The organism is Marinobacterium sedimentorum (genome assembly GCF_024267675.1).
GTDB classification, from domain to species: domain Bacteria; phylum Pseudomonadota; class Gammaproteobacteria; order Pseudomonadales; family Balneatricaceae; genus Marinobacterium_A; species Marinobacterium_A sedimentorum.
This window is the reverse complement of the sequence record NZ_JALDYX010000008.1, coordinates 1-26,623: the sequence shown is the minus strand read 5'-3', so window position 1 is coordinate 26,623 and position 26,623 is coordinate 1. Positions and strand designations below refer to the sequence as shown.

Below are 26,623 nucleotides of genomic sequence, written 5' to 3'. Positions count from 1 at the left end.
AAACAAAAGAGGAAGTAACATGTCAACAGAAGAAAATGTCTATGACGTCTATTGGGAAGGTCCTTTCAACTATGATGACCTACGTGAGACAGAAAGCCATGAAGATTTAGTTCTTTATGCAATTTATGGTACACATCCACTCTATGGTCGCAATGTTCTTCTATATATCGGAATAACTGAAAACCTTGTTACAACTAGGTTGTCACAGCATTCATGGTGGATCGATGGTGAACCTGACCCGTGTGGTGTTTATATGGCCAGCATTGGTAAATTCGAATCGTGGGCGAAGTCACAGGAGTTCGAACGATATCCAAAAATGGATCCAGCAACCACTAGAATCATCGAATCGCTACTGATTTACTCACATCAGCCAATATACAACCAACGGAACAAAAACTCTGCGTCCTTGGCGAAAAATTACCGAGCGTTTAATACTGGTCGTCGCGGAATGTTACTTGGAGAGGTCAGTGGCCTTTACTACCTAGGCGACTAATCTGAAAAATATAGTCCTAAAAATACTCACGACTTTGTGAATATTTACTTCACCTGTTCTACTTAATTGCTTTAAAGTACGCCTGTCTCGATGAAACTAAAGAGCTCATCTTTTGATATAATTGAGACAGCGTTATTTTTAGCCGCCTCTTTTTCTGTTAGTTGAACATATGGTCCTGCGACTAAATAGTCTATATCTGCGTCGATATCCGCATCACCAATGACTCTAAAGTCATGCTGCTCTGCGACCGCTTTCAGATAGAGGCGTTCAGCAGATTCAAATCCCGAAAATCGAAGAATTAACCTGGCTCCCGCACCAGTACGCTGCCGTATAGCGCCTGGTACAAACGGCACACTTATACCAGCTGCTGAAGCCACCCAAGCGTCACGATCCAACGGGTTTCCATCCTTATCGAAGACAGCGCTTAGTCTTTCGTATCTCAGGGTACGTGGTGCCTTGCATATATGGCACCAGGCTTCGAAACGATCAGAATCTAACTGCAAGGCTTCGACAAGGCGTAAGAACTTTTTACCATCCGCATCTATATATTCAATAATAACTGTTTGATTCAGCATAGAATTTTCCGGGTTCCCTTGTCTAATCCAGCAGTCCCACATACTGCGGATATTGCATCAGCATGTAGTCGAGTATCTGTACTTCCATATCCGGATTGTGGTGAGCAGTAGCAAAGGCGCCGGCGCCTGGCGTCATGCCCGGCAGGTAAAACACGACGAAGGAACGCTGGTGTATCGGCTCCTCATCCACCAGGTGTTCGGAGATCGCTCCGATCTCCTGTTCATTGGGCAGCCGGCCATCGACCAGTGGTACCTCTACCGTCAGGCTCAGTTTGATGCTGCCAAGCTCAGAGCGTTCGAGTACCTGGTACGGGATCAAGTCGCCGCTGGCCAAGGATGGCAGCGGCAACAGAGACAGCAAAAGTGCGGCAAATCTGTACATCAGAAGATCCTTTTCTTGATGTTACTCAGGGTTAGTAATCGATTATAGGTATGCAGATCCGTAAGTCACCCCTTACTTATTTTCCGAACCCCCAAAATACCGTCGCTATCATCACCATCCGGATGCACTTTGCCGAGGTCTGCGAACGCCTTACCTGCCGCGAGCAGGTGCTGGCGCCCCCCGCTGGTGCAGCCGCGGTAATATTCCAGCAGCGACACCTCCTCCGTAGACATAGCCTTTGCCGATGCACCCGATCGGGTGCCTGTGATGATGTACTGCACATCCGCCCCTGCAGCGGATATCAGCTCAAGATATAGCGCATCGGGGCTTCTCTGGTCCTTCTCATAGCGCCCCTGAGCGTTTCGAGCCACGCCTCCGAGCGTCCCGAACTCCTCCTGGTTCTTCCCTAAACGATCCCTCTCCTCTTTAAGCCTGTCGCCTATTGAACCCATTCGGTAGCATTTCCCGTTGACTTGCACCCGAATGGGTGCAATCATTTCTTTAGTAACTCACAGTAACTTTTACTAACACGGATTCTAGGCGATGGCTAAACCCAGCACCATAAAAGGCAGAAAACGTGCCACAAAAGCCAAGGAACGCCTGCAAGTGATGCTAAATCGCGACACCAAGCAGGATCTCGTCCAGCTGGCGGCGTCCGAATCCCGGTCCGAGTCCGCGATGGGCGAAATCCTCATCATGGAAGCGATCGAGGCCCGCGGCCTGCCGCAACGCCATTAAGTAAAGACCATACAGCCCCCGCCCCTCTACGGCGGTTTCAAGGGAATACGGACATGAGCAGACGGACACGCCAAAGCCACGGCGGCATCCACACCCCGCAAGCGGCCCTCTACCACGCGGTGCACGATTACATCGACGGCCTGGTGGGCATAGCGAAGCAGTTAAATAAAAACCCCGAGACCCTGCGCAAAAAACTCGACCCTGCACAGGCCAGCCACAAGCTGCTGCTCGAGGAGGCACTTCAGATCCTGAGCATCACCCGTGACAGCCGCATCCTGGACGCCTTTGGCGCCATCGGTGGCGCCGTCTGGTTCCGCCCGGATGAGGTACCTCAGTTTCCCGCCGATCTGGACGTACTCAAAAGCAGCACCACGTTGATGGAGCGCGCCGTGGCGGTGATCAGCGAACTGGAACAGTCCCTCGCCGATGGCGACATAAGTGCAGATGAGCGGGCCCGTCTGGATTCCAGGCTGATGCGGCTTAGCCAGTCGGCGCACCACATTTCGGAAACAGCCCGTAAATTCGAAACGGACAAGGAGTTGTCATGAGCGGAAGTGCCTACAAGCTCAAGTGCCCCCATTGCCGACACGGCATCCGGGTACGCAACAGCGTTTCCCAGCACCCGCTACTGCGAGCGGCCTATCTGCAATGCACCAACGTCAACTGCGGCGCTACATACCGCGGGCAGTTCGAAATCACCCATCTGATGAGCCCGTCTGCCTGCCCGAATCCGGAGATCGACCTGCCGTTCGCCGACACCGCCATCAGGCAGGCGGCGGTTGAGCGCGAAAACACCAAGCAGATCGACATAGACGACATTCTGAATCCGCCGCTCACGCAGTAGGACACATACATTTATGAACCCCGAACTCAGACAGGACATTCTTGAGCGGCTTCAGCGTGACCATAAGGCGGTCGCCAGCTCGAACTACCTGAACAAGATCGAGTGCCCCAGCTGCAACAAGCGCGAAGCCTTCACCGAGCTGGAGAAACCCTGGGTGGTGAAGTGCGGCCGCGAAAACAAATGCGGCGACACCCATCACGCAAAAGAACTGTTCCCGGAGCTGTTCGAGACCTGGACGGAGCGTTACACCCCCAAGGAACCTGTCGAGCGCCAGAAGAACCCGACCGCGGTGGCCGATGGCTACCTGCGTGACGGCCGCGGCTTTGATCTGGAGCGGATTCGCGGCTGGTATACCCAGGAGTACTTCCACGACCACCGCATCAACGCCGGTACCACCACGGTGCGCTTCCCGCTGCCGAACGGCCACTGGGAGCGCCTGCTCGATAAACCCCAGCGCTTTGGCAAACAGAAAGCGAATTTCGTGGGCAACTACAAGGGGCTGGCCTGGGTACCGCCGGTACTCGGCATGGCTGAGCTGATAGAGGCCAAAGAAATCTGGGTGACCGAGGGCATCTTCAACTCAATCGCCCTGCTGCACGTTGGCATCTTCAGCATCAGCAATATGAGCTCGGCCAATTATATCGACGGTTTCCTGGCACAGCTGGCCGCCGCCTGCAAAGCCGCGGACAAAAAGCGTCCGGTCATCATCTGGGCGCTGGATAACGACCGCGCCGGCCAGAAATACACCCTCAGGCACAGCGCTGCCGCCGAGGCTGCCGGCTGGCAATGCGGGGCCGCCCAGGCACCCGGCAAGAGTGACTGGAACGATCTGCTGCAGCTCGACCGGCTCGGCAGCAAGAACATCGATTATTACCTGTACCTGGGCGATCTGCTGCTGGCGAAAACGCCTGGCGAAAAAGCGCTGCTGATGTACCAACGCCGCGAGCGCCGGGAGTTCTGGTTCGACTACGACGCCAAGCTCTGGTGGTGGAAGCTGGACATGGACGCCTACGACCGCGAACTGCGCGCCCTGGATTGCGACAACGCCGGAATGCTGAGCTCCGACCAGCGCGAGCGCCTGCTCAAGTCCGCTGGCGTTGTGACCTGCGTCTGCTCCGCCCTGCCCCGGCCGCTGTACTTCATGGCCAACCGGATCACGGACGAAGCCTGGTATTACTTCCGCATCGAAATGCCGGACGGCTCCGTGCAAAAGCACCCGTTCACGCCCAAGCAGATGACCAGCTCCACGGAATTCAAGAGCCGCATGCTGGCGATCAAGAATGCCTGGTGGATCGGTACCGGCAAGCAGCTCGACCGCATCATGCAGGACATGATGAACCAGCTGAAAACGGTCGAGACCATCGACTTCGTCGGCTACAGCAAGGAACACCGCGCCTACGTGTTCAACGATGTGGCCATCCGCGAGGGCAAGGTCGCCCCCATCAACGACGAGGACTACTTCATGTTCGGAAAGCTGTCACTGAAAACCCTGGCCAGCGCGCCGGAACTGCACATCAACACCGATCTGAACCAGTACAACTCGGAGTGGCCGCACTATATTTCCCGAGCCTTCGGCTCCGCCGGCGTGGTTGCCACCGCCTTCTGGCTCGGCAGCCTGTTCGCCGAGCAGATCCGGGGCCGCCACAAGAGCTACCCGTTTTTCGAGCTGGTCGGCAAGGCCGGGGCCGGCAAGTCGACGCTGCTGGAGTTCCTCTGGAAAACCTGCGGCCGGGCAGACTACGAAGGCTTCGACCCCAGCAAGGCCACCCTGCCGGCCCGCTCGCGCAGCTTCGCCCAGGTATCGAACCTGCCGGTCGCCCTGATCGAGTCGGACCGCGAGCAGGACAGCAAGCAGCGCCAGTTCGACTGGGACGAACTCAAAACCGCATTCAACGGACGCGCCATCCGCTCACGCGGCGTCAAGAACAACGGCAACGACACCTATGAGCCGCCCTTCCGGGGCGCCATCGTGATCAGCCAGAACGCGCCGGTCGAGGCCAGCGAGGCGATCCTCTCCCGCATCGTGCATATCACCCTGACCCCGGAACACCAGAGCGCCCAAACCAAAACCGCCGCCGAGTGGCTGGAACGGGTGCCGATGGAGCAGGTCAGCGGTTTTCTGCTCACCGCCACCCGGGCCGAAAAGCCGCTGATGGAGCTGTTCGACCTGCAGGCAGAGCACTACGAGCGCCTGCTGCTGGACATGGACGAAATCCGCATGATCCGTATCGCCAAATGCCACGCCCAGCTGCTGGCCCTGATCGAGTGCCTGAGCGAGCGTGGCCTGGGCCTGCTGCCCGAGCCCATCATCGCCGAGGCACGCCAGTTTGTGGTGGACATGGCCAAGGCGCGCCAGGCGGCGCTCAACTCCGACCACCCCATGATTTCCGAGTTCTGGGACGCATTCGATTACATCGAGGGCGCCGGCGCCGATCTGCGCCTTAACCACTACGGGCCGGACGCGCGCCAGATTGCCGTGAACCTGAAGGAATTCGAACGCTGGTGTGGCGAGTACAAGCTGCGCCCGCTGGATATGCGCCAGATCAAGCAGCTGCTGCGCAGCAGCAAGGCTCGTAAGTTCATCGACGCCAACCGCAGCGTGCACAGCAAGATAACCGCCAAAACCGCGAAGTGCTGGATTTTCGAAAACCCGAAAGGGTGAGGAAGGGCCGAAAGGCCTGAAAGGCGGGCCCCGAAACCGCCAAGTAAGCGGGGCCCATGTAACGCAAAAGGAGCAAGTAATGACACCTGCAAACGCTACAGAGATCGATTCTAGGGCACTGGGCCGCGTAATCGCAATCGCCCTGCTCAATAACCTGCCACCCCACGCCAAGGCCAAGCTGCAGCGCAGCATCCGCGAACGCCAGGCAGCGGCTGCCCACGCGGCCGCCCTCAATGCAAAAACGGGAGCCCAAGCATGAACGCAACCCTCTGCATGAATAACCCTGTAACCGCCCAGGCTACAGCGGAGCCTTCCATGGCCCAGATGGCCAAGCGCCTCGAGATATCGCTGCTGCAGGAGAAGCTGGCAGAACTGAATCAACAACTGGCGCGCCTGACCGCCCAGGCCGACGCCCGGGAGCGGGTAATCAAGACCGCCCTGGACAAGCAGCAGGCTCTGGATACCGAGGTTAAGCGCCTGCGCGAGCTGGATCCGGATCGCACCAAGAAACGCGCCGATCGGCTCAAGAAGGACAAGGTCGAGCTGCAGGATGCCGTCGCCCAGCTGCGTGTCACTAACAAGGCGCTGCTTATCAAGAACCGCCAGCTGGATACCGCGCTCAACAAGGCCATCAAGGATATCAACGACAACAACGCGATCCCGCCGGTGCTCACTGTGGAGCTGCCGCGCACCGGGCGCTGGGCGATCTACAGCTGCGAACGCAACGGCCACTACAACATCCTGGACATCACCCAGGACGTAAGCCAGACGGTGCAGGTGATCGATGGCGCCGTGGTAACGCCAAAGCTGCGCCCACTGCCCAAGGATCTGCACGCCACCATTTTGCAGACACATCAGCAATTTCATGGAGAGAACGCGAATGGCTAACGCACTTGCACAGCGGGCATTCGACCACAACCTGCGCGCCGAAACGATCATCCACATCGGCGCCATGTGTACCAGCGTCCCGATGGCCGATATCGCCACCGAGGCCTTCCAGGAGGACTGGGACGAGCTCTGGAACGCTCTGGGTGTGACACGGACACCACATGACGTGGATGACGAATCGATCTGCAGCGCGCTGATGCACGCCGGCCGACGCGGCTTCCTGATCCAGATCGGCACACCGGTACCGCAGGGCTTTACCGAGGATGGCAGCTATGTCTGGTCCTGGGGCCACTACCAGCTGAAATGGTTTTACGGCGACAGCGTCGAAGGCGCCTTCGAAGCCGCCGCCCAGTGGCAGGAAAAGTACATCGAAGCTAAACACGCAAAAGAGCAGAGCAAGGAGGCGACATCATGCTGATCCTGACACGCAATAAAGGCCAGATGCTAACGATCGGCGACGACATCACCGTGCGAGTACTCGAGGTCACCGGCAACCAGGTACGAATCGGTATCGAGGCACCCAAGGATGTGGCTGTGCACCGCGAGGAAATTTACCTGCGCATCCAGAATCAGCAGGACGCACCGGAGGTGAGCCATGGCTGATGTACTGGATCAGGTCGACGAAAGAGAGACCCGCATCAACGAAATGAGGATCCAGGCGATCCGCAACGCCGGCCGCGAACTGCACCCCATCGGCGAATGCCACTGGTGCAACGAGCCGTTCGACGCCGGCAGCCCGAAACTGTTCTGCGATGCCACTTGCTCAACCGACTGGGGACGGAGGAAGCGCTAATCCGCCCGGCGGCGAGGCCCACACCTCGCCGCCCAGAAAACCGAATTATCAGAATACGCAGGACGCAATCATGACAATCGCAACACTCACAGAACCGCAAACCACCACGCTCTATGCCCGGATCCGCCCCGGCAGCCGCTATGCCAATCAGGACCGGGGCACGCCGTTTCCCGTGCGCCTGAAGCACTGCCCCACCGATGGCTACCTGTGGCAGGGCGGCATCGGTGGGCAATACCGCCACAGCGACCTGCAGCTGCTGCAAGCCTGGGATGAAAACAGCGAGCTGCAGCCCATCCCCATGTTCGCCGCCGGCGAAAGCACCGAAGTCGTGGAGCTGGTCATGCTCGAGCTGCGCGCCCAGGCAGACCAGGGCCGCATGGATGCCGGCTGGATCACCCGCTGGGCCGAAACAATCAAGGCACAGCTGGACACCATTTTAATCTCTGCTGAAACGAACAATAGCGATGAGGACGAAACTGGAGGTCGCGATGACTGACAAAGGCGGCCCACTTGCCCGCAGGGCAGCCCTGCTGTGCAATGACGTCCAATTCAGGCTTTACCTTGACCGCCGCCGGCGCGCCAAATTTCAGATGGATATTCCAGACGGCACTCACAACGCGCAGGATGCCCGGGATTTCATCCTGGGCGCCTGCGGCATCACCAGCCGGGCAGAGCTCGATCACAACCCCGATGCCGCCCGCCGCTTCGGCGATATCCTGACCTACTACCACCGATATCGCCGCCGCCTGAATCAATCACGGATGGCGACGCTGTAGCGCCGCCATCTGCAGGAGAACAACATGCCAGACAACAAGGCACGCGGCCAAAGGGGCCGCCTCGAGCAATTGATGCCATTACATGAGTGGCGGCAGAGCCGATTCACCACGCCGCCATCCGCCGCCACGGTGCGGCGTTGGTGTTACCAGGGCCATATCCCTGCGAAACTCATCGGCGGGAAATGGTATGTGAAGGTAAACCAGGAACTTGCTTCCACCGGTGATGAACTTGTCGACCAAGTACTGAAGGCAACTTGAGATGGCCGCACGACGACGTAGCAACAAAAACAGAGACCTGGAGCCGAACCTGCACGAGTATGGCGGTTACTACAAGTACCGCCACCCGCAGACAGGCAAATATCACGGCATGGGCAAGGACAAGCGGGCGGCCAATGCGGCCGCCCGCAAGCTCAACTCGATTTTGCTCGAGCACACCGACTACACCCGACGGATCCTGACCGCGGACGCGGTTCGATTTGCCGACGTGATCAAACGGTATCGCAACGAGTACCTGCCGACGAAGAAGCTGAAGCCCCGGACGCTCGAAGAGACCAACTATCGGCTGAACCGCCTGGAGGCGGATCTGGGTGATGACCTGGCTTGCGACATGTCCGTGAAACGACTGGCCGACTATCTGGACGGGCACTATAAGAACAACGCCTATGTGAAACACCGCGGCCTGCTGGTCGAAATTTTCCGGTTTGCCCTGACTAAAGGTCTGGCTGAAAGCAATCCCGCCGAGGATACCCTCGCGAAGACGGCCGCCGAAAAGCAGCGGCGTCCCCTCAGCAAGGCATGGTTCGACTCGATCCACGCACTGGCGCCGGAGTGGCTCCAGATCGCGATGGACTTCGCACTCGTCAGCCTGCAACGGCGCAGCGATCTCTGCGCCGCCAAGTTCGGCGACATCCAGGACGAGCACCTCTACCTGGTGCAACGGAAAACGGAGAAGTACGGGCATCGCGCGCACTTGCGGATCAGCATCGGGCCATCGCTCGACGCCGTCTTCAAGCGCAGCCGCCGCACCGGTGTGCCGAGCCCGTTCATCATCCACCGCCGGCCGGAGAAGATCCGGCGCAGCAAGGAGACGGAGCACTGGACCCAAGTACGACCGCAGACGCTGTCCAAGGCATTCGCCGAAGTGCGCGACCAGGTGAAGGAGATAGCCCGCCTCCCGGCGGAACAACGCCCCACCTTACACGAGATCCGAGCTCTAGGCGGTCACCTGTATCTGGAGGCAGGTTTCAGTGAGGAGTACGTACAGACACTGATGGGACACAGTAGTGCAAAGATGACCGCCCACTACACCGACCGTCACATCGAATGGACGGTCTGCGAAGCGGCTCTGCCACTCTAATCAACTACTGTATATCTCCAGAATTTCTCCAAAATTTCTCCAAAACAAAAACAGCCACTGGACTATACGTCGCAAGTGGCTGTTTTTGTTACCAAATTTGGTAGGACTAAGCGGACTCGAACCGCTGACCCCCACCATGTCAAGGTGGTGCTCTAACCAACTGAGCTATAGTCCTGAAGAGATGGTGCGTATTATAGTGACGCCGACTTTGAACGCAAGCCTTTTTTTCTATTTATTCCCGATTGCTTTCAGCAACTTAGCGGGCTGTTTCGAAACACCAATCCGGCCACCTGGGCCGCACTGCCGTGGGCGCAAAAGCAGCCCTGGCCAGAGCTAACAAACGCCCTGAAAGACTCCACTCAACCCTGCTTTGAGTTTGGCCTTTTCGATACGCAGCCATGGCGCGCGGCTTAGCCTCATATGGCTGCCGCGGCCTCAGCCAGGTAAGGGCTGATATTATTTATCGCCCGCAATACATCGTCTTCTTTCTCTCCCACAGGCGCCACGTTTTGCAGGGCGGATTAGGCCGCTTCAATGCCTTACAGACGTGCAATTATCCAGGCGGCAAGCTATTGAGACGCAAGACAATCCCCCGCAGTGGCGGTATTTCCTTTGGCAAAAAAGCCTGGTTGAGCACCTCTATGCCGGCATCCTGCACCCAGGGTATTGTCATCAGGTCAGTGCTGGCCGTAACACCCGCAAGCAACCCAAGCCTTGCCAATAACAACGTGCCGGAACATTGCGCGCCGAGCAGTTGGGCGCTCTCACCCGCACAGACGACCCGCTTATTATTGAGAAATTGAGAACGTCGCCTATGCCTTCCTGGCAGAGCAAGCACCGCCTCCGCTGGCGGTGCTTGCCCCGCAGATAACCGTCTATATCTCTGGTCTTGCCAAGAGCGTTCGCCCCTATCTGTCAACGCCAGGATCACGGGATAGCCCCGTGCTTGCGCACGACATCAGCCGATACCGGACCGCACGCTGATGATATCCGCCATTACGGACAGTGCGATTTCTGCCGGCGTCTTGCTGCCAATCGGCAGCCCCACCGGCATACGGATACGTGCGACCTCGACGTCGCTCAGCCCCCCGGTGGACAGCAAGCGCCTGGTCCTTTTGGCCGATGTTGCTGTAGAGCCCATCACGCCAATGTAGAAGGCGTCTGTACGCACCGCCTCCATCATCGCCAGGTCGTCTATCTTTGGATCATGGGTCAGGGCGACCACGGCGGTGTTGGAATGACAGCCGTTTCGCGCGATATGAAGCGACGGCAGCAGTGGCAGCACCTGGGCTCCCGGCACATCGAAGCGCTGCCGCGCATCGTCACGCGGATCGCACACCAGCACCTCGAAGCCCAATGCCAACGCGAACTGCGCGCAATACTCGGCAACCGGCGAGATTCCGGCCAGCAGTAGCGTCGTCACCGGCCCAACGCGCACGCGGATTTCCCGCCCGTCGAACTCGACCGCAGCTCCCTGCCCCCGGTCCGGCTCCAGGGCTCTGCCGCCGTCGAGGCCGACGCGCCGAATCAGTCGCTGCTGCGCTGCCAGCGACAGCTGCAGCGCCTGAAGATGCGCCAAGGTCCCCTGCGTCGGAGCCAGACGCTCGACCAGTACCTTGAGCACCCCGCCGCAGGGCAGGCCCAGGCGGCGGCTGTCCTCGCCGCCGTCACCGTAGGCGATGACAGCGACCTCGGAGGCGAAACAGCCTCTTTCCAGTTGCTCGAGAAAGGCTTCCTCGACGCAGCCACCGGACAGCGAACCTGTGTGTTGCAGCGCGTCGATCGCCGCGAACACGGAGCCCGGCGGCCGCGGCGAGGAGCCGAAGGTCGACAGCACGGTACATAGCCAAACCTGGTGCCCCGCCTCGCTCCAGCGCAGAGCGGACGCAAATACGTCCTTATCGATACTGTTCATCTTTTCGTCCCGTCTCGTTGTCCCGGGAAATCGGGCACAGATCGCCTGTTCTGCTCATCTTCCACCACCAGCTCGTGCAGTGTATCGAGAAACAGCTTCAGCACCGGCGAAGCGTCGTCCGCGCGGCTGGTCGCATAGAGCGGAACCTCCGGCAGTGCCGGTTCGAGGCTGCGAAAGACAACCCCATCCGGTGCCAGCTGCTTGATGGACGCGGGTACCACGGCAACCCCGATCTGCGCCCGTACCAGGCTAAGCAACGTCTGTACCTCGATCACCTGCTGGCGGATCAGCGGCGTAAAGCCGGCCTGGATGCAGCTCTGAAACAGCAGGCTCGCAAAGTGGGACTGCTTGAGTTCGAGCGCTACGAAGCGCTCGCCGGCCAGGTCCTTCGGCGCCAGCACCGCCTTGGCCGCCAGCGGGTGGCCGGCGGGCAGCACCGCCTGTATCGGCTCCCACATCAGCAGCTCGTTGCGCAGTTCCGGGTCCTCGTAGCGGCCGCGAAAGATGCAGACGTCGACACGCCGCTCCTTAAGCGCCACGAGCTGCGCCGCCGGCGTCATCTCGTGTAACTGCCACTCAACCTCGTGATAGCGTTCGCGGAACAGGTTCAGCGCGCGCGGCAGAACGCCGACCATGACCGAGCTGATCATGCCGATCGCCAGCTCCCCGACCTGCCCGCGTCCGGCCTGCCGCGTCAGATCCAGCGCCCGATCGAGCTGCCTGAAGACCAGCGGCGCCTGTCGTTGCAGGACGCGACCAGCCGCCGTCAGCTCGACGCGATGGTGGCTACGCTCAAACAGAGTGGTGCCGAGCTCTTCCTCCAGTAGCCGGATCTGCTGACTGAGCGGCGGCTGCGAGATATGCAGCCGGGCCGCCGCACGGCCGAAGTGCAGCTCCTCTGCCAGCACCTCGAAATAGCGCAACCAACGCAGGTTCATTTCGCCTCCTTCAGGCTTTCAGCCCCAGGTCCAGCGGCGTCTCCCGCAGGCGCTGCCCGGTCAGCCGCTGGATAGCGTTGGCGATCGCCGGTGCAACCGGCGGGCTGGTTAGCTCGCCGACACCGCCAGGCTTGTCAGGATCCCCCTCCAGTATCCGGATCTCGATCTCGGGCATGTCGGACATGCGCGCGACCCGGTAGTCGTGGAAGTTGCTCTGCACCACCGCGCCCTGCCGGATATCGATCCGGTCGAAGAGCGCGTGACCAAGCCCCCACATCAGGCCACCGTAAATTTGCTCCTCGACGCCGCCGGGCGAAACCGCCAAGCCGCAGTCAACGACGCAGCTAAGGCGCTCGACCCGCAGCCCGCCCGGCTGCCGGGACAGTCGCGCCACCACCGCGACGTAGCTCCCGTAGCCCTGATGCGTTGCCAGTCCCAGCGCGGTGCCCTGCGGCAGCGGGCGTCCCCAGCCGGCCAGTTCCGCGGCTTCCTGCAGTACCCGCACATGGCGCGGACGCTCCTGCATATGTGCCAGGCGGAAATCCAGCGGGTCCCGCCCGGCGGCCTGCGCCAACTCGTCCATGAAACTCTCGACCGCGAAAACGTTCGGTATGAAGCTGACCGAACGGTACCAGCCTGTCGGCACGCCGGTTTCGTACCGCACCCAGCCAAGATCCAGGTGCGGCGTGTGATAAGCGAAATCCCAGGCCGAAATCGCCTCGGTGGTGCTGTAGTCCATCTGGTCGGGACGGTCGTCGTAACCCGGCTCCCACTGCTCGCCCGACGCCGGCGACAGCGCCCGCAGACGGAGCGCGCTAAGCCCGCCGTCCGCGTCCAGCGCGCCCTTGAGGCGATGCAGGGTGGCGGCGTGCCCGAACAGCGCGCGCACCTCGTCCTCGCGGCTGTTCATCAGCTTGACCGGTTTTCCGGCCTGCTGCGCCAGGTAGGCGGCTTCCATTAGCCAGTACTTGGCCTCGCGGGCGCCGAAGCTGCCACCGGAGATCAGCTCGTGGATCACGACCTGCTCCTCGCCGAGACCGCAGATTGTCCGTGCCGCCTCGCGCGCGAACGACGGTACCTGGACGCCGCCCCAGAAGCTGAGGCGCCCGTCGGCAAGTTCGGCGGTAACGCAGACGGGCTCGAGCGGGTTCTGCGCCTTGTAGGGCATGCCGTAGTCCGCCTCCAGCAGGCGCGCGGCCAGCGGCCAGGCGCCGTCGACATCGCCCGCCTCGTGGCTCCTGACAAGTGGCCGCGCCGGGTCCTCAATAGCTGCGGCGAAAAGCCCCGGCAGCGCATCGCTGTCGAATTCGGCGAAGGCGCTCTGGCTCCAGCGCAGCTGCAGCACCTCCCTGCCCTGCTGCGCTGACCAGTAGTCGTCGGCAAGCACCGCGACGCCCTCCTGGTTGCCCCCGAGCACGTCCGGCCGCGCCGGCACCCGTATGACCTGGCGCACGCCCGGCACCTGCAGCGCCGCAGTCGTATCCAGCCCCTCCACCCGGGCGTCGATGACCGGCGCGCGCAGCACCACTGCGACGAGCATGCCGGGCAGCTCCACGTCGATGCTGTACCGCAGGCGCCCGCTGACCTTCTCCAGCGCGTCCCGCTTGTGGCGCAGCTTGCCGATATAGCGAAACTCCGACGGCGCCTTGAGCCGCACCGCCTCGGGTGCCGGCAGCTTCGCTGCCGCCTCCGTCAGTTCGCCGTAGCCGGCGGTGCGGCCGCTGACGTCGTGGTGCACCCGGCCGTCGCGAGCGCGGCAGTCGGCCGGCGCCAGGCCCCAGCGCGCCGCGGCCGCGGCGACGAGCATCTCCCGTGCCATGGCGCCGGCCTGACGCAGGCGGTCGTATTCGAGCGAGATACTGGTGCTGCCGCCGGTCGAAAAGACGTGCCAGAGCGGATGCATGTAAGCCTCGAAGAAGGGATTTTCCGGCGTGATCACCTCGACCGCCATCGGGTCGACCTCCAGCTCCTCGGCGACGCAGGCCGCAAGTGCCGTGCGGGTGCCGGTACCGGAGTCGTGCTTGTGTACCACCAGTTTCACCGTGCCGTCGGGCAGTACCCGCACCCAGGCATTGGGTTCGAAGTCGTCCTGCGGCGCGGTCGCCGCGACCGCCGCCGACGACCAGTGGAAGCCGACCGCGAGACCCGACGTCAACAGCGCGCCCTGCTTGAGGAAGCGACGGCGCGGCAGCTGGATATTCTGCGCATTGCGAGCTTTCATCAGGCGAGCCCTCCCTCAGCAGCGGCACGCTTGATCGCGCGGTTGATCCTACCGTAGGTGCCGCAGCGGCAGATATTGCCGGACATGGCGTTACGGATGGCGTCGTCGTTGAGCGGCTTGCCCGACGCCAGCAACGCGGCCGCCGACATCAGCTGGCCCGACTGGCAGTAACCGCACTGGGGCACGTCTTCAGCAACCCAGGCGCGCTGCAACGGATGATCGCCGTCCGCCGAGAGCCCCTCGATCGTCCTTATCTCGCCGCCGGCCGCCGCCGAAACCGGCAATTGGCAGGCACGCGCCGGACGGCCATTAAAATGCACCGTACAGGCGCCGCATAAACCTTTTCCGCAACCGAACTTGGTACCCTTTAATTTAAGTTTATCGCGCAGCACCCATAATAAGGGCATTGAGGCCAGCTCCTGACCCAATTCGTGATTTTCACCGTTTACCTGGATTCTTATCATTATCGCTCTCCTCCATCCGGCGCGCCTTGGCGCTCCTCTGTGTTGATGCGATTATAGAGATCAGCTTTTACGGACAGCCAGCGATGTTTTGTGACCGACCATGTAAGTAGGACTAACAACTATGCACAAGCGCTACCCATCGATGCAGTCCATGACTGCCTTCCTGCAGGCGGTGCGAACCGGCAGTTTCACCCGGGCCGCACGGCAGCTGAACCTGACGCACAGCGCCATCAGCCAGCAGATCCGAACCCTCGAGGAGTTCATCGGCCAGCCGCTGTTCCTGCGCGAGGGCGGCGGTATAGAGCTGACCGACGCCGGCCGGCTGTTTGCGCAGATCCTGCCCGACGGTCTGGCCCAGGTCGATCGCGCCCTGTCGTCGGTGAAACACCGCAAGGTCGTGCTGAAACTCACCCTCGACGTCGACGGCGAGCTGGCACCGCGCTGGTTCAACGCCCGGCTGCCGCAGCTGTTGCGCGTCCTGCCGCACCACGAAGTGACGCTGCTCGCGAGCCTCCACTCGGACCGCATCTCGCTGGAGCGCGTCGACCTGTCGCTACGTTACGGCTACGGTGACTGGAACGACTGCGAAATGGCGCTGCTCTGCAGCGACCGGGTGTCACCCGTGGCCGCCCCTTCGCTACTCGCAGCGCTGGGGCTGGAACCGCCGCTGACACCGGCGCAGCTGCTGCAAATGCCGTTGCTGGGCTATAGCCGCCGCGCCTGGATTCCCTGGCTGGAGGCGGCGGGGCTAGAGGCCCGCGAGCCCGACACGCCGCTGGTTTTCGACAGCGCGGCAAACCTGCTGGACGCCGCCGAGGCGGGGCTCGGCGCGGCGCTGGTACGGGGCCTGCTCTGCCGCGATGCGCTGGAGGCGGGCCGCCTGGTTCCCCTCACGGGTATAGCGATCACGGCGCACTACAACCTCTACGCGGTCTGGCCCCAGGGCCATGGCGAAAAGGTCGCGCCGCTCGTGAACGCCATCCGGCAGCTCGCCGACGAGAGTCCGCTGACACCCTTGTGAACCCGACACGAATATCACGGAACAAGATCAGCGCCGTCTTATCCAGGCGCGCCTGATCGAGTCATGACAAAAGCTGAACTAACAGTGCTTACCCCTCTATAAAAATCCGTACTTACGAAGAAATGATTATTTTTCTGGCTAGAAATGCATTTCTCATTAACGCCGGAATTACCTACCGACATAACGTCACGGCCCATTATTTATCGCCTTGGCCTACCGCCGTATTTTCACCTATCCATGCGCGACCTTGTAAATAAAGGTAGCCGGTACAGCGGCCTGCATGCGATATCGAATACCTATCGAAGGTAGCACTAAATAATATTGTACGGCGCTCTTCAGCTTGCCAATACTGGGTCCCAAGCAGCTGCATGGGGTCCTTATGATCGATGCAGTCGGGCGGGGGAAGACGCAGCAATGCGTCTAGCAAGGGCTGACTTCAGCGGGGGCACCGCGGCTGTGACACGGAAGCTTCCCTTCCCCGAACAATCAGGAGATGAATCCATGATCATCGATATCAGTTGCTACCCCACCGACCTGGTGGACCTTGCCTGGCGACACGACGGTGACCCCTTCACCGGCGAACGCCTGCTGGAGATGATGGACGGCCCCTACATGATCAACGGCAAGCCGCGCCGCATCGACAAGGCCTTCATCCAGCCCCCCCAGGGCAACACCATCTACACCTGGAGCGACGGCGAGCTGTCGGGCCGCGAGTCAATCGACGCCTACATGGCCTATACGCTGAAAATGGTGCAGACCTACCCGGACCGCTTCATCGGCTGCTTCGTCTACAACCCCCGTTGCGGCGTCCAGAACGGTGTCGAGGCCATCGAGCGCTACGTCAAGGAACACGGCTTCGGGATGGTTCAGATGCAGGCCAACATGCACGCCTACCGCCCCGACCGAGCGCTGGACTGGGTTCGCCCCGCGTTCGAAAAATGCGCCGAACTCGGCATACCGGTCAAGCTCCACACCGGCGACGGTCCCTACAGTATCCCCACCGAGTGGGTACCGATGATCAAGGAATTCCCGCAGGTCGACTTCATCATGGCGCACTTCGGCGTCCAGACCGGCGGCGTCTACGTCTTCGAACCCATGCAATGGGCAATGGAACTGCCCAACGTTTACTGCGAGTCGGGCTGGTGCCTGCAGTCGCGTATCGTCGAGTTCGCCAAGGTGCTGCCCAAGCACAAGATCCTGTTCGGCACCGACACCCCGCCGAACGAGCCCGGCATGTGGTTGCGACTGCTCGAGGTGCTGTGCCATGAGCCACCCCAGGGACTGAACCTGGATGAGGACACCCTGGAAGACTACCTCGGCAACAACACCGCCCGGATGATCGGCCTGGAGCCGACCGCACCGCCGAAAACGGTGGAGCAAGCCGAGGCGCTGCTGGCGCACCCGGTCACCGCCTGAGCAACCCGGAGACAGACAGATGATTATCGATACCCACCTGCACCCCACCAACCTGGTCGACGAGGCCTGGCGCCATACCGGCGAGCCCTTCAACGGCGAGCGCATGCTCAAGCTGATGGACGGGCCCTACATGATCAACGGCAAGCCGCGCCGCATTGACATGGGCTTCATCCAGCCGCCGCCGGGCAACACCGGCTACCGCGACGGCAACCGCCGCGGCCGCGAGGGCATCCGCGATTACATGTCCTACATCTCGGAACTGTGCGTGAAGTACCCCGATCGCTTCATCGGCAACTTCACCTTCAACCCGCGCTGGGGGCCGGAAAACGGCGCCAGGGAGCTGGAGTTCCACATCAAGGAATACGGCTTCAAGATGCTCAAGCTGCACGCCAACATGCACGGCTACCGTCCCGACCGCGCGCTGGACTGGCTGCGCCCGGCGATGAAGGTCTGCGCCAAGTACAACATAGTGGTGCTGATCCACACCGGCGACGGTCCCTACACAATCCCGACGATGTTCTACCCGATCATCCGCGAATTCCCGATGGTCAACTTCATCATCGGTCACTTCGGCATCCAGACCGGCGGCAACTACTCGTTCGAGGCGTTCTGGATGGCGATGGACACGCCGAACGTCTACTGCGAGTCCGGCTGGTGCTTCCAGTCGCGCATCGTCGAGTTCGCCAAGCAGTTGCCGCGCGACAAGATCGTCTTCGGCACCGACTCGCCGCCCAACGAACCGGGCATGTGGCTGCGCGAACTGGAGGTGCTCTGCTCCGACCCGCCGCACGGCCTGGGCATCGACGAGGATCACCTGGAGGACTACCTGGGCAACAACATCGCCCGGCTGGTCGGCATCGAGCCAACCAAACCGCCGAAGGACCTCGCCGAAGCGGACAAGCGCCTCACCGCGACCTACGTGAAGTGATCAAGGGCGCGCAGGCGGGCACCGCCCGCGCGCCTGCCGACTACGGAGCAGCCACCATGGCCAACACTCTTTATGGCGCAAGCCAGGATTTCCACGATTTTGCCGCCGAGTACCGGCGCCAGCACCCGGACGACGTGCTGACGATCGATACAGCGCTGTCCGCCGACCAGGACGTCACCGCACTGATCGACCGCCTCGCTGCCAACGGTCGCCAGCCAATGCTCATCTGCAATAGCGTCGGCGACCTCGGCGTGCCGGTGGCGTCTAACGTCTTTGCCTCTCGCGAACGCCTCGCCCGGCTGTTCGGCACAACGTCCGCCGGCCTGCATGACGCCTTCCAGGCCCGCGCCAACGCGCCGATTGAGCCCCGCTACGTCGACAGCGGCGCGATCCTTGATGAGGTCTACGAGGGCGAAGCGCTGGATTTGGCACGGTTGCCGATGCTCAAGCATTTCGCCAGCGATCGCGGTCCTTACGTCACCAACGCGGTCATTATCGCCGACGACCCGGTCACCGGTGTCGCCAACCTCAGCTACCACCGCTCGATGCGCCACGCCCGCCAGGCGCTGGCCACCAGCCTGCACTCGCGTGGCCATCTCTGGCGCATGCTGCAGACCGCCCGTGAACGCGGCCAGGCGCTGCCGGTGGCGATGGTCATCGGTGCCCATCCACTGTTCATGCTGGCGGCGGCGGCACGACTGCCCTACGGCAGCGACGAGCGCGCCCTCGCCGGCGGCCTGTTCGGTGCGCCGCTGGAACTGGTGCGCACGCCGCGCCACGGCATCGGCGTGCCAGCGTGCGCCGAGTTCGTGCTCGAAGGCAGCATCGACGCCAATGACCATGCCGAGGAGGGCCCGTTCGGCGAGTTCAGCGGCTATTCGTCGGACCGTTCCACCAACAACCTGCTGCGCCTCGACACCCTGATGCGCCGCCGCGACCCCTGGCTGGTCGACATCGTCGGCGGCAACTATGCCGAACACCTGACGTTGGCGCGGCTGCCGCGCGAGGCGGAGATGAGCGAGAAACTCAAAGCGCGCTTCCCGGCCGTGACCGCGGTGCACTACCCCAACTCCGGCACCCATTTCCACTGCTATGTGGCACTGAACCAGAGCCGCGACGGCGAAGCCCGGCAGATCATGCTGGCGCTGCTGGGCTGGGACCCCTACCTGAAGACTGTAATCGCGGTCGACAGCGACGTCGATGTCGTCGACGACAGCCAGGTGCTCTGGGCGCTGGCGACCCATTTTCAGCCGCACCGCGACCAGTTCGTCATCGACGGCCTGCCCGGCAGCCCGCTCGACCCCTCATCCTCGATCGACGGCACCACCTCGCGGATGGCGCTGGACGCGACCCGCGGGGCCGGCTTCGACGGCATCCGCGCCCGTATTGACGACAGCGCCCTGGCCCGTGCCTGCGAGCTGCTGGTAAAGCAGGGGAGGCAGCCATGAACGCCTTTCATCAAGCCTCCAATGCCTCCGGCGGCCGAGCGCGTATGGTGGTTGCCATCAGCGGCGCCTCCGGCTTTGTCTACGGCAAGCGGCTGCTGGAGCTGCTGGCGACGCTCGACGTCGAAACCCACCTGGTGATAAGCCGCGCCGCCCAGCTGACCATGGCACTGGAGACCGACTGCAAGCTCTCGGAGGTGCAGGCGCTTGCCAGCCACTGCCACCGCAGCGACGACGTCGCCGCTGGTATCGCCAGCGGCTCCTTCCGGGCGCTGGGCATGGTGGTCGCACCCTGCTCGATGCGTACCCTGGCGGAGATCGCCACCGGCGTCTCGTCGAGCCTGATCAGCCGCGCCGCCGACGTCACCCTCAAGGAGCGCCGCCCGCTGGTCCTGATGACCCGTGAAACGCCGCTGACGCTGGCGCACCTGCGCAACATGACCGCCGTGACCGAAATGGGCGGCATCATCGCACCGCCGGTACCGGCCTTCTACGCCCGTCCCGACACCCTCGATCAGATGATCGACCACAGCCTGGGTCGCGTGCTCGACCTCTTCGGCTTCGACGCCGGCACCGCGCTGCGCTGGCGCGAGCCGACGGTCAGCGAGCAGCCCGGCTACCCAACCTGCACCCAGGAGACACCATGAACACACCCTTCGACGCTCCGCGTCCCAACAACAAGATCCCGGTCACCGTGCTCACCGGCTTTCTCGGTGCCGGCAAGACCACCTTGCTCAACTACATCCTGCGGGAGAACCACGGCCGCAAGATCGCCGTGATCGAAAACGAGTTCGGCGAGATCGGCATCGACGGCGATCTAGTGCTCAAGTCCGACACGGAGGAGATCTACGAAATGGTCAACGGCTGCGTCTGCTGCACCGCCGAAGTTCGCGAGGACCTGGTACGGGTGGTACGCGAGCTGGTCGCGCGGCCAGAGCGGCTCGACCACATCCTGGTCGAAACCAGCGGCATGGCCGATCCCTACCCGGTGGCCCAGACCTTCTTCATCGACGACCCCATCGCCCGGGAAGTCGAGCTCGACGCCATCGTAACAATGGTCGACGCCAAGCACATTGGCCAGCACCTGGAAGACCTTGAGCTCGATGGCGCCGACAACCAGGCGGTCGATCAGATCGTCTGCGCCGACCGCATCGTCATCAATAAGATCGATCTGGTGGACGATGCTGCCGTCGCGGCGCTGCGCGAACGCATCCGCAGCCTCAACGCCACCGCGGAGCTTGTGACCTCCAGCTACGCCGAGATCGACCTCTGCGGCATCCTCGGCCTCGGCGCCTTCGAGGCGACACAGAAGCTGCTGGAGATCGGCGCCGAGAACGAGCATCGCGGCCATGCCCACCACGACCACGACCACGACTACAGCCACGAGCACGACGCCAGCGTGACCTCGGTCGGCATCGCGGTGGACGCCGACATCGACATCGACGCCTTCAGCCGCTGGATCGAGGAGCTGCGCGTCGAGCAGGCGGACAAGCTGTTCCGCATGAAAGGAGTGCTGGCGGCCCAGGGTCGCGACCAGCGCTACATACTCCAGGGGGTACACAGCCTGATCGACTTCCACGCAGCCCAGCCCTGGGGCCGGGAGCCGCGTTCGAGCAAGGTGGTCTTCATCGGCCGCGATCTCGACCGGGCCCTACTCAACGAACGTTTCCAAGCCTGCCTCGCCGGTTGACGTCGGCCGGGGGCCGCCGCCCACCCAAAACCAGCGGCGGTGCCCGGCAATCCGAACGGGGAAGCCTCTTTTAAGAAAAACAAGATACAGAGGAGAAATGACCATGACCACAAGCATCCACCCGGTCGATGCGAAACTGCCGCTGCGGCAAATGCTGACCCTCGGCCTGCAACATATGGCGGTGTCCTATATCGGCGCCATTGCCGTACCGCTGATCATCGCCTCGGCGCTACAGATGTCCAGAGCTGACACGGTGGTGCTGATCAGTACCACCCTGTTCTGCTCCGGCATCGCCACCCTGCTGCAGACCGTCGGCTTCTGGAAGTTTGGCGTCCGGCTGCCGATCCTGCAGGGCGTGGCCTTCAGCAGTGTAGGCCCGGTGATCGCCATCGGCAGTAACCCGGAGGTCGGCTTCGCCGGCGTCTGCGGCGCCGTGATCGGCGCCGGCATCTTCACCATGCTGGCGGCGCCCTTTGTGGGCCGTTTGCGGCGTTTCTTCCCACCGGTCGTTACCGGCTGCATCGTCACGGTGATCGGGCTGCAGCTGTTCCCGGTGGCCTACACCTGGGTTGGAGGCGGCCACGACGCCGACAACTTCGGCGCCCCGGCCTTCCTCTTCGTCTCGATCTCGGTGCTGGCGACCATTCTGCTGGTGAACCGTTACGGCAGCCCGCTGGTGCGCAACCTGGCGGTGCTGATCGGCATGCTAGTCGGCGCGGTACTGGCCTGGGCGCTGGGTATGGGCAGTTTCGAGCAGGTCGGCGAGGCGCCCTGGGTCACGGTACCGCTACCGTTCCACTTCGGCCTGCCAACCTTCGCCATCATCCCGATCGCCACCATGATCGTCGTGATGATCGTACAGATGGTCGAGTCGATGGGGCTGTTCCTGGCAATCGGCGACATCGTTGGCAAGCAGGTCGAGGAGAAAGAGGTCATCAACGGCCTGCGCGCCAACGGTCTGGCCAGCACCATCGCCGGCGGCTTCGCGGCTTTCCCGTTCATCGCCTTCATGGAGAACGTCGGCCTGGTGATCCTGACCGGCGTTCGCAGCCGCTGGGTGGTTGCCGTCAGCGGCCTGATGATGTGCGCAGTGGCGCTGACGCCCAAGGCCGGCGCCGTCATCGCCTCGGTTCCGAGCGCGGCGCTCGGAGGCGCTGGCATCGCCATGTTCGGCGTGGTCGCGGTCGCCGGCATTCAGACCCTGGCCAAGGTCGACTACGAACACAACCGCTACAACGTACTGATCGTCGGCTTCACGCTGGCAGCGGCGTTGGTGCCAGTACTGTCCCCGGCGCTGTTCGAGCAGTTGCCCGAATGGAGCCAGCCATTCTTGCACAGCAGCGTCGTCATCGCCTGTCTGCTGTCGGTCCTGCTCAATGCCCTGCTCAACGGTATCGAGGCGCCCGAATCCAAGTCGCGTGAAGCGCTCTCCCACAATCTTTGATCCATCGAGTTAAAACCATGAAGCGACAACAGAATCTTCTAATCAAGAACCCGGTCGCGGTGATGACCGGCCTGCGCGGCGAGCGAGCCCGCGCTGGCCGCGTCGACCTGCGCATCCGCGACGGCCGTATCGCCGAAATGGCCGCGAACCTCGCGCCGCAGCCGGACGAACGCGTCATCGACGCCTCACGCCAGGTGGTCTATCCCGGCGGCGTCAACAGTCACCACCATCTGTTCCAGAACCTGCTCAAGGCCGTGCCCGAGGGCATGAACCAGGACCTGCAGGGCTGGCTGGCCTCGGTGCCCTACCCGCGGCTGGAGCTGTTCACGCCTAAGCTGGTACGCATCGCCGCGCGGCTCGGCATGGCGGAACTGCTGCTGTCCGGCGCCACCGCTTGCGCCGACCACCACTACCTCTACTTCGGCGGCGGCACTACCGAGACCGGCGATGCGTTGTTCGAGATCGCCGACGAGTTCGGCATGCGCTTCGCCCTCTGCCGCGGCGGAGCGCTGGAGTCGGCCAACGCCCACCCGGGGTTCAGCAAAACCGCACTGGCACCGGAATCCCTGGACGCCATGGTCGGGGATATCGAACGGCTCAAAGCGCGCTACCACCAGGGCAAGCCGGACGCCATGCGCCGGGTCGTGGTGGCGCCGACCACGCCGACCTTCTCGCTGCCGCCGACGCTGCTGCGCGAACTGGCCGCGGCGGCGCGGGGCCTGGGTCTGCGACTGCACAGCCACCTGTCGGAGACGCAGAACTACGTCAACTTCTGCCGCGAGAAGTACAACCTGCTGCCAGTGGAGTTCGTCGCCGAGCACGACTGGCTAGGGCCGGACGTCTGGTTTGCCCATATGGTGCATGTGCAGCCGTCCGAGATCCGTCTGCTGGCCCAGACCGGCACCGGCATATCCCACTGCCCGGTGAGCAATGCGCGCCTGGGCAGCGGCATCGCACCGGTGCCGCAGATGGACGCCGCCGGCGTGCCGATCTCTATCGGCGTCGACGGCGTCGCTTCGAACGAATCCGGCAGCATGACCGGTGAACTCAACAGTGCCTGGCTGATCCACCGCGCCACCGGCGGCGCCGCGGCAACCCGGGCCGAGGACATCATCCACTGGGGCTCGGCCGGCGGCGCCCGGATGCTGGGGCTCGACGACGTCGGCACCCTTGAGGTCGGCAAGGCCGCGGACCTGGTGCTCTACGATCTCGACCACCCGCGTTTCTTCGGCTTCCACGACCCGGGACTGGCGCCGGTCACCGCCGGCGAGCCGGCCCGCGTCAGCCACAGCATCGTCGGCGGCTGCCTGGTGGTCGAAGACGGCCGCATCCCGGGCCTGGACCTGGAACGCTTGCGTCGCGAAGCGGCCCAGGGCGTGCAGCGGTTAATGCACCGGTCCTGAGCCCGAGTACCCGGCGGTGGCGCGATGCCCGCGCCGCCGCGCTGCAGATTATGGTGGTGCATGGATGCATCACCATTGGCCTAGGCCAATGCGAACCCTTGAAAACCAGGGGTTTTCGTAAAGTCGCGCCCGATTTCCAAGGGCAACCGTTCAACAGGGAGGGACGCCTTTTGAATGGTTAAGTTGAGAGGAGTCAATAATGAATCCACGTACCCTGCTGGGCGTGCTCACGCCCTCGTCAAATACCGTGCTCGAGCCGCTGACAGCGCGCATGTTGCACGACCTGCCGGACGTCAGCGCCCATTTCGGCCGACTCCGGGTCACCGAAATCTCGCTTGAGCAACGGGCGCTCGGCCAGTTCGACCGCGGCCCCTTCCTTGAGTCTGCACGGCTGCTCGCCGACGCCCAGGTGCAATCGATCATCTGGAGCGGCACTTCGTCCGGCTGGTGCGGCTTCGAGAACGACGTCACGCTGTGCGAGGCGATCCACGACGAAACCGGCATTGCAGCGTCCAGCTCAGTACTGGCGCTGAACGAAATCTTCGGGAAGACCGGCGTCAAGACGTTCGGCCTGGTGACACCCTACCTTGAGGAGGTTCAGGCGAAGATCCTCGAGAACTACCGCGAGGCGGGCTTTCGCTGCACCGCCGAGCGGCACCTCGGCGACCGTGGCAACTTCTCGTTCTCCGAGTACGACGAGGACTGCATCGCCGGGATGGTGCGCGCGGTAGCCGCAGAGCGGAAGGTCGACGCCATCGCCATCTTCTGCACCAACTTGCGCGGAACCCGCATCGCGGCCGAGCTGGAACGAGAACTGAAGATCCCGATCTACGACAGTATCGCCACCGGCGTCTGGAAAGGCATGCAGCTCGCAGGCACCGACCCGTCCCGGCTTCGCGGCTGGGGGTCGCTGTTCGAACAGGTGCGGTAAGCTCGCCCGCACCTTCGGCTGCACCCGAGCCTCAGCGGGTGCAGTCGTCTTGAGTCCCCTGGGCCCTCTAGTCGCATATGCGCCAGCCAACGCCTGCGGGACTCCTTTTTTCGGCTCTCTGACCTTGACCAGGTGTTCCTGTATCGCCCACAGGATACTCCCGCAATCGACCGTGCAGCCGGGTTCGATATCTGGAACTACCGACATTATCCGGATAGTTGCTTGAACCATACCGCCGGCTCGAATTTCCCTTGCCTGGACGAGTTCAGCCACCCATGACCTGTTGCGGCAACCATCTGATCCCCGGAAGGCGCAGATCACGACTCAGCGGCGCACAACAGCAGAATGTACGAAAAGGCAGACTGAGCCCAACGGGCAATGCGTTCTCCGCCAGGCCTGCCGCCTGAAAAGGTTGAATCCGACGGAAGAGGCCTGACCCGGCTCAAGCATGATCAACCCGTAAAATGTCGACGCAACGCGACCGAAACCTGCCTGCAGGATAATTGACTGTGTAACAGGTCTCATTCCGCACCATATCTTGCGCCAATTCAGCCATGACACATCTTTCAATGCCGGCGCCTGCAATCCCCTGGGCAGCTGGCCGATCGCCTCGGCCAGGGCCGTGCGCCGGCGCAGACCAAGGCGAAATCGCGGGGATCATAGTCAGGCTCGATCTAGATTTGCCGAATGCAGCTGACCATGCTCAGGTTGATAATCGACAAGAACCGGGTGAAAAACGGATCTGGCCCTGGGCGCTCGGGCGCTGCAACTGGCTGTTGCGGGCTTATTACGCAGCGTGCAGCTGCCGATCATGAACCTGATCCAGTCGGCGAAACTTGAACGGGCACCAGCTCTACGCTTATCTGAAAGATGTGCTGGCCCGGTTATCGACCCAAAAAACGGGTGCGATCGGCAAGCTGCTGCCGCATAAATGGAAACCGACTATGCCTGAGAAGGTGTGATCGTTGTTTGTTTACAAAATATCGCCGTTTCTACCGCTAAGCCTTTCGCAGCAACCGATCACGTCCTCCATACGGTACGCCTGGCGTCGGGATCGGTGAAGATGCAGGTACTTGATGTGGCACAAAAAACCGTGAGGTGCGTTATCGACGCATTAATCCTGCTAGGTCTAGCGGGGTAAAACGAGAGTTATGGTGATTCCCGATGTACGGGAAATATAGAAAAGATGGCGTATCCTGTTGATTGGGCTCGCCAGATCAGCCACAAAGAGTAGCTAATACCGACTAGGGAACCTATGAATAAGTCCCAATGAGTCTCTGGCTTTCAGCGCGATCCGGA

The 26,623-nt window shown here is 62.1% G+C and carries 30 protein-coding genes, 1 tRNA gene and 1 pseudogene; 24 read left to right on the top strand and 8 right to left on the bottom strand.

Annotation, left to right across the window (positions count from 1 at the left end; translation table 11 throughout):
• Positions 1 to 19 precede the first annotated feature (19 nt).
• The gene (locus MRS74_RS09205; RefSeq protein ID WP_254579988.1) at positions 20 to 493 is read left to right on the top strand and encodes a hypothetical protein; all 474 of its coding nucleotides are present in this window, start codon (positions 20 to 22) and stop codon (positions 491 to 493) included.
• 71 nt (positions 494 to 564) lie between these two features.
• On the opposite strand, the gene MRS74_RS09200 is transcribed toward MRS74_RS09205, so the two are convergent.
• The 3 genes from MRS74_RS09200 to MRS74_RS09190 all read right to left on the bottom strand — a co-directional run bounded on the left by MRS74_RS09200 (position 565) and on the right by MRS74_RS09190 (position 1,902).
• The gene (locus MRS74_RS09200; protein ID WP_254579987.1) at positions 565 to 1,068 is read right to left on the bottom strand and encodes a hypothetical protein; all 504 of its coding nucleotides are present in this window, start codon (positions 1,066 to 1,068) and stop codon (positions 565 to 567) included.
• Positions 1,069 to 1,090: 22 nt separating this feature from the next.
• Positions 1,091 to 1,450: a hypothetical protein gene (locus tag MRS74_RS09195; RefSeq protein WP_254579986.1), complete on the bottom strand. Its 360-nt coding sequence runs from the start codon at positions 1,448 to 1,450 to the stop codon at positions 1,091 to 1,093.
• A 65-nt stretch (positions 1,451 to 1,515) separates the two neighbouring features.
• Entirely contained in the window at positions 1,516 to 1,902 is a 387-nt protein-coding gene (locus MRS74_RS09190) for a helix-turn-helix domain-containing protein (protein WP_254579985.1), read from the bottom strand.
• A 91-nt stretch (positions 1,903 to 1,993) separates the two neighbouring features.
• Between MRS74_RS09190 and MRS74_RS09185 the strand changes: the two genes are divergently transcribed.
• From MRS74_RS09185 to MRS74_RS09125, 13 genes are all read left to right on the top strand, one after another.
• Entirely contained in the window at positions 1,994 to 2,188 is a 195-nt protein-coding gene (locus MRS74_RS09185; protein ID WP_254579984.1) for a hypothetical protein, read from the top strand.
• Between the two features lie 53 nt (positions 2,189 to 2,241).
• Positions 2,242 to 2,736: a phage regulatory CII family protein gene (locus tag MRS74_RS09180; protein ID WP_254579983.1), complete on the top strand. Its 495-nt coding sequence runs from the start codon at positions 2,242 to 2,244 to the stop codon at positions 2,734 to 2,736.
• Positions 2,733 to 3,032, top strand: a complete 300-nt coding sequence (locus tag MRS74_RS09175; RefSeq protein WP_254579982.1) for an Ogr/Delta-like zinc finger protein — start codon at positions 2,733 to 2,735, stop codon at positions 3,030 to 3,032. The genes MRS74_RS09180 and MRS74_RS09175 overlap by 4 nt, the downstream gene beginning before the upstream one ends.
• Before the next feature lie 13 nt (positions 3,033 to 3,045).
• On the top strand, positions 3,046 to 5,694 hold the full coding sequence (locus tag MRS74_RS09170) for a toprim domain-containing protein (protein ID WP_254579981.1): 2,649 nt from the start codon (positions 3,046 to 3,048) through the stop codon (positions 5,692 to 5,694).
• 79 nt (positions 5,695 to 5,773) lie between these two features.
• Positions 5,774 to 5,953 (top strand): hypothetical protein, encoded by a 180-nt coding sequence (locus MRS74_RS09165; protein ID WP_254579980.1) that lies wholly within the window; start codon positions 5,774 to 5,776, stop codon positions 5,951 to 5,953.
• Positions 5,950 to 6,582, top strand: a complete 633-nt coding sequence (locus tag MRS74_RS09160; protein ID WP_254579979.1) for a hypothetical protein — start codon at positions 5,950 to 5,952, stop codon at positions 6,580 to 6,582. The genes MRS74_RS09165 and MRS74_RS09160 overlap by 4 nt, the downstream gene beginning before the upstream one ends.
• Entirely contained in the window at positions 6,575 to 7,000 is a 426-nt protein-coding gene (locus MRS74_RS09155) for a hypothetical protein (RefSeq protein ID WP_254579978.1), read from the top strand. Before MRS74_RS09160 ends, MRS74_RS09155 begins: the two co-directional genes overlap by 8 nt.
• On the top strand, positions 6,994 to 7,185 hold the full coding sequence (csrA, locus tag MRS74_RS09150) for a carbon storage regulator CsrA (protein ID WP_254579977.1): 192 nt from the start codon (positions 6,994 to 6,996) through the stop codon (positions 7,183 to 7,185). The genes MRS74_RS09155 and csrA overlap by 7 nt, the downstream gene beginning before the upstream one ends.
• Positions 7,178 to 7,375 carry a hypothetical protein gene (locus MRS74_RS09145; RefSeq protein ID WP_254579976.1) on the top strand — a complete coding sequence of 66 codons (198 nt, stop codon included), beginning with the start codon at positions 7,178 to 7,180 and terminating at the stop codon, positions 7,373 to 7,375. The genes csrA and MRS74_RS09145 overlap by 8 nt, the downstream gene beginning before the upstream one ends.
• A 70-nt stretch (positions 7,376 to 7,445) precedes the next feature.
• Positions 7,446 to 7,871, top strand: coding sequence for a hypothetical protein (locus tag MRS74_RS09140; protein WP_254579975.1), 426 nt, complete (start codon positions 7,446 to 7,448; stop codon positions 7,869 to 7,871).
• Positions 7,864 to 8,151, top strand: coding sequence for a hypothetical protein (locus MRS74_RS09135; RefSeq protein WP_254579974.1), 288 nt, complete (start codon positions 7,864 to 7,866; stop codon positions 8,149 to 8,151). Before MRS74_RS09140 ends, MRS74_RS09135 begins: the two co-directional genes overlap by 8 nt.
• A 24-nt stretch (positions 8,152 to 8,175) precedes the next feature.
• Complete coding sequence (locus MRS74_RS09130) at positions 8,176 to 8,409, top strand: excisionase (RefSeq protein WP_254579973.1); 234 nt, start codon at positions 8,176 to 8,178, stop codon at positions 8,407 to 8,409.
• A 1-nt stretch (position 8,410) separates the two neighbouring features.
• Positions 8,411 to 9,508: a phage integrase Arm DNA-binding domain-containing protein gene (locus tag MRS74_RS09125; RefSeq protein WP_254579972.1), complete on the top strand. Its 1,098-nt coding sequence runs from the start codon at positions 8,411 to 8,413 to the stop codon at positions 9,506 to 9,508.
• Between the two features lie 98 nt (positions 9,509 to 9,606).
• Here the strand turns inward: MRS74_RS09125 and MRS74_RS09120 are convergent.
• The 5 genes from MRS74_RS09120 to MRS74_RS09100 form a co-directional block, all read right to left on the bottom strand.
• Positions 9,607 to 9,683: transfer RNA gene (locus tag MRS74_RS09120), tRNA-Val, on the bottom strand.
• A 783-nt stretch (positions 9,684 to 10,466) separates the two neighbouring features.
• Positions 10,467 to 11,423 (bottom strand): XdhC family protein, encoded by a 957-nt coding sequence (locus MRS74_RS09115; RefSeq protein ID WP_254579971.1) that lies wholly within the window; start codon positions 11,421 to 11,423, stop codon positions 10,467 to 10,469.
• Positions 11,420 to 12,361, bottom strand: coding sequence for a LysR substrate-binding domain-containing protein (locus tag MRS74_RS09110; protein WP_254579970.1), 942 nt, complete (start codon positions 12,359 to 12,361; stop codon positions 11,420 to 11,422). The genes MRS74_RS09115 and MRS74_RS09110 overlap by 4 nt, the downstream gene beginning before the upstream one ends.
• A 10-nt stretch (positions 12,362 to 12,371) precedes the next feature.
• Positions 12,372 to 14,582 carry a xanthine dehydrogenase family protein molybdopterin-binding subunit gene (locus MRS74_RS09105; RefSeq protein ID WP_254579969.1) on the bottom strand — a complete coding sequence of 737 codons (2,211 nt, stop codon included), beginning with the start codon at positions 14,580 to 14,582 and terminating at the stop codon, positions 12,372 to 12,374.
• Complete coding sequence (locus MRS74_RS09100) at positions 14,582 to 15,046, bottom strand: (2Fe-2S)-binding protein (protein ID WP_254579968.1); 465 nt, start codon at positions 15,044 to 15,046, stop codon at positions 14,582 to 14,584. Before MRS74_RS09100 ends, MRS74_RS09105 begins: the two co-directional genes overlap by 1 nt.
• A gap of 121 nt (positions 15,047 to 15,167) precedes the next feature.
• Here MRS74_RS09100 and MRS74_RS09095 point away from each other — a divergent pair, with 121 nt between their 5' ends.
• The 10 genes and pseudogenes from MRS74_RS09095 to MRS74_RS09050 all read left to right on the top strand — a co-directional run.
• On the top strand, positions 15,168 to 16,067 hold the full coding sequence (locus tag MRS74_RS09095) for a LysR substrate-binding domain-containing protein (RefSeq protein ID WP_254579967.1): 900 nt from the start codon (positions 15,168 to 15,170) through the stop codon (positions 16,065 to 16,067).
• 456 nt (positions 16,068 to 16,523) lie between these two features.
• Positions 16,524 to 17,483 (top strand): amidohydrolase family protein, encoded by a 960-nt coding sequence (locus MRS74_RS09090; RefSeq protein ID WP_254579966.1) that lies wholly within the window; start codon positions 16,524 to 16,526, stop codon positions 17,481 to 17,483.
• A gap of 19 nt (positions 17,484 to 17,502) precedes the next feature.
• Positions 17,503 to 18,411 carry an amidohydrolase family protein gene (locus tag MRS74_RS09085; RefSeq protein ID WP_254579965.1) on the top strand — a complete coding sequence of 303 codons (909 nt, stop codon included), beginning with the start codon at positions 17,503 to 17,505 and terminating at the stop codon, positions 18,409 to 18,411.
• A gap of 56 nt (positions 18,412 to 18,467) precedes the next feature.
• Entirely contained in the window at positions 18,468 to 19,859 is a 1,392-nt protein-coding gene (locus tag MRS74_RS09080; RefSeq protein ID WP_254579964.1) for a UbiD family decarboxylase, read from the top strand.
• Positions 19,856 to 20,503 (top strand): UbiX family flavin prenyltransferase, encoded by a 648-nt coding sequence (locus MRS74_RS09075; protein ID WP_254579963.1) that lies wholly within the window; start codon positions 19,856 to 19,858, stop codon positions 20,501 to 20,503. Before MRS74_RS09080 ends, MRS74_RS09075 begins: the two co-directional genes overlap by 4 nt.
• Complete coding sequence (locus tag MRS74_RS09070; protein WP_254579962.1) at positions 20,500 to 21,546, top strand: CobW family GTP-binding protein; 1,047 nt, start codon at positions 20,500 to 20,502, stop codon at positions 21,544 to 21,546. Before MRS74_RS09075 ends, MRS74_RS09070 begins: the two co-directional genes overlap by 4 nt.
• Positions 21,547 to 21,649: 103 nt before the next feature.
• A complete protein-coding gene (locus MRS74_RS09065; protein ID WP_254579961.1) occupies positions 21,650 to 22,990 on the top strand; it encodes a nucleobase:cation symporter-2 family protein in 1,341 nt (446 codons plus the stop codon).
• A 17-nt stretch (positions 22,991 to 23,007) separates the two neighbouring features.
• Positions 23,008 to 24,393 (top strand): amidohydrolase family protein, encoded by a 1,386-nt coding sequence (locus MRS74_RS09060; RefSeq protein WP_254579960.1) that lies wholly within the window; start codon positions 23,008 to 23,010, stop codon positions 24,391 to 24,393.
• A 199-nt stretch (positions 24,394 to 24,592) separates the two neighbouring features.
• Positions 24,593 to 25,324: a maleate cis-trans isomerase family protein gene (locus MRS74_RS09055; RefSeq protein ID WP_254579959.1), complete on the top strand. Its 732-nt coding sequence runs from the start codon at positions 24,593 to 24,595 to the stop codon at positions 25,322 to 25,324.
• Positions 25,325 to 26,055: 731 nt separating this feature from the next.
• Positions 26,056 to 26,286 (top strand): annotated as a pseudogene (locus tag MRS74_RS09050) (transposase domain-containing protein); the annotation flags it as partial.
• Positions 26,287 to 26,623: the final 337 nt, after the last annotated feature.

Bases quoted from the DNA above. Each gene is read 5' to 3' on its own strand.
- MRS74_RS09125 (WP_254579972.1), top strand. From the start codon at position 8,411: ATGGCCGCACGACGACGTAGCAACAAAAACAGAGACCTGGAGCCGAAC.
- MRS74_RS09190 (WP_254579985.1), bottom strand. From the start codon at position 1,902: ATGGGTTCAATAGGCGACAGGCTTAAAGAGGAGAGGGATCGTTTAGGG.
- MRS74_RS09175 (WP_254579982.1), top strand. From the start codon at position 2,733: ATGAGCGGAAGTGCCTACAAGCTCAAGTGCCCCCATTGCCGACACGGC.
- MRS74_RS09095 (WP_254579967.1), top strand. From the start codon at position 15,168: ATGCACAAGCGCTACCCATCGATGCAGTCCATGACTGCCTTCCTGCAG.
- MRS74_RS09065 (WP_254579961.1), top strand. From the start codon at position 21,650: ATGACCACAAGCATCCACCCGGTCGATGCGAAACTGCCGCTGCGGCAA.
- MRS74_RS09180 (WP_254579983.1), top strand. From the start codon at position 2,242: ATGAGCAGACGGACACGCCAAAGCCACGGCGGCATCCACACCCCGCAA.
- csrA (WP_254579977.1), top strand. From the start codon at position 6,994: ATGCTGATCCTGACACGCAATAAAGGCCAGATGCTAACGATCGGCGAC.
- MRS74_RS09070 (WP_254579962.1), top strand. From the start codon at position 20,500: ATGAACACACCCTTCGACGCTCCGCGTCCCAACAACAAGATCCCGGTC.
- MRS74_RS09060 (WP_254579960.1), top strand. From the start codon at position 23,008: ATGAAGCGACAACAGAATCTTCTAATCAAGAACCCGGTCGCGGTGATG.
- MRS74_RS09110 (WP_254579970.1), bottom strand. From the start codon at position 12,361: ATGAACCTGCGTTGGTTGCGCTATTTCGAGGTGCTGGCAGAGGAGCTG.
- MRS74_RS09195 (WP_254579986.1), bottom strand. From the start codon at position 1,450: ATGTACAGATTTGCCGCACTTTTGCTGTCTCTGTTGCCGCTGCCATCC.
- MRS74_RS09145 (WP_254579976.1), top strand. From the start codon at position 7,178: ATGGCTGATGTACTGGATCAGGTCGACGAAAGAGAGACCCGCATCAAC.
- MRS74_RS09170 (WP_254579981.1), top strand. From the start codon at position 3,046: ATGAACCCCGAACTCAGACAGGACATTCTTGAGCGGCTTCAGCGTGAC.
- MRS74_RS09200 (WP_254579987.1), bottom strand. From the start codon at position 1,068: ATGCTGAATCAAACAGTTATTATTGAATATATAGATGCGGATGGTAAA.
- MRS74_RS09105 (WP_254579969.1), bottom strand. From the start codon at position 14,582: ATGAAAGCTCGCAATGCGCAGAATATCCAGCTGCCGCGCCGTCGCTTC.
- MRS74_RS09075 (WP_254579963.1), top strand. From the start codon at position 19,856: ATGAACGCCTTTCATCAAGCCTCCAATGCCTCCGGCGGCCGAGCGCGT.
- MRS74_RS09140 (WP_254579975.1), top strand. From the start codon at position 7,446: ATGACAATCGCAACACTCACAGAACCGCAAACCACCACGCTCTATGCC.
- MRS74_RS09135 (WP_254579974.1), top strand. From the start codon at position 7,864: ATGACTGACAAAGGCGGCCCACTTGCCCGCAGGGCAGCCCTGCTGTGC.
- MRS74_RS09115 (WP_254579971.1), bottom strand. From the start codon at position 11,423: ATGAACAGTATCGATAAGGACGTATTTGCGTCCGCTCTGCGCTGGAGC.
- MRS74_RS09130 (WP_254579973.1), top strand. From the start codon at position 8,176: ATGCCAGACAACAAGGCACGCGGCCAAAGGGGCCGCCTCGAGCAATTG.
- MRS74_RS09155 (WP_254579978.1), top strand. From the start codon at position 6,575: ATGGCTAACGCACTTGCACAGCGGGCATTCGACCACAACCTGCGCGCC.
- MRS74_RS09055 (WP_254579959.1), top strand. From the start codon at position 24,593: ATGAATCCACGTACCCTGCTGGGCGTGCTCACGCCCTCGTCAAATACC.
- MRS74_RS09160 (WP_254579979.1), top strand. From the start codon at position 5,950: ATGAACGCAACCCTCTGCATGAATAACCCTGTAACCGCCCAGGCTACA.
- MRS74_RS09085 (WP_254579965.1), top strand. From the start codon at position 17,503: ATGATTATCGATACCCACCTGCACCCCACCAACCTGGTCGACGAGGCC.
- MRS74_RS09100 (WP_254579968.1), bottom strand. From the start codon at position 15,046: ATGATAAGAATCCAGGTAAACGGTGAAAATCACGAATTGGGTCAGGAG.
- MRS74_RS09080 (WP_254579964.1), top strand. From the start codon at position 18,468: ATGGCCAACACTCTTTATGGCGCAAGCCAGGATTTCCACGATTTTGCC.
- MRS74_RS09185 (WP_254579984.1), top strand. From the start codon at position 1,994: ATGGCTAAACCCAGCACCATAAAAGGCAGAAAACGTGCCACAAAAGCC.
- MRS74_RS09165 (WP_254579980.1), top strand. From the start codon at position 5,774: ATGACACCTGCAAACGCTACAGAGATCGATTCTAGGGCACTGGGCCGC.
- MRS74_RS09205 (WP_254579988.1), top strand. From the start codon at position 20: ATGTCAACAGAAGAAAATGTCTATGACGTCTATTGGGAAGGTCCTTTC.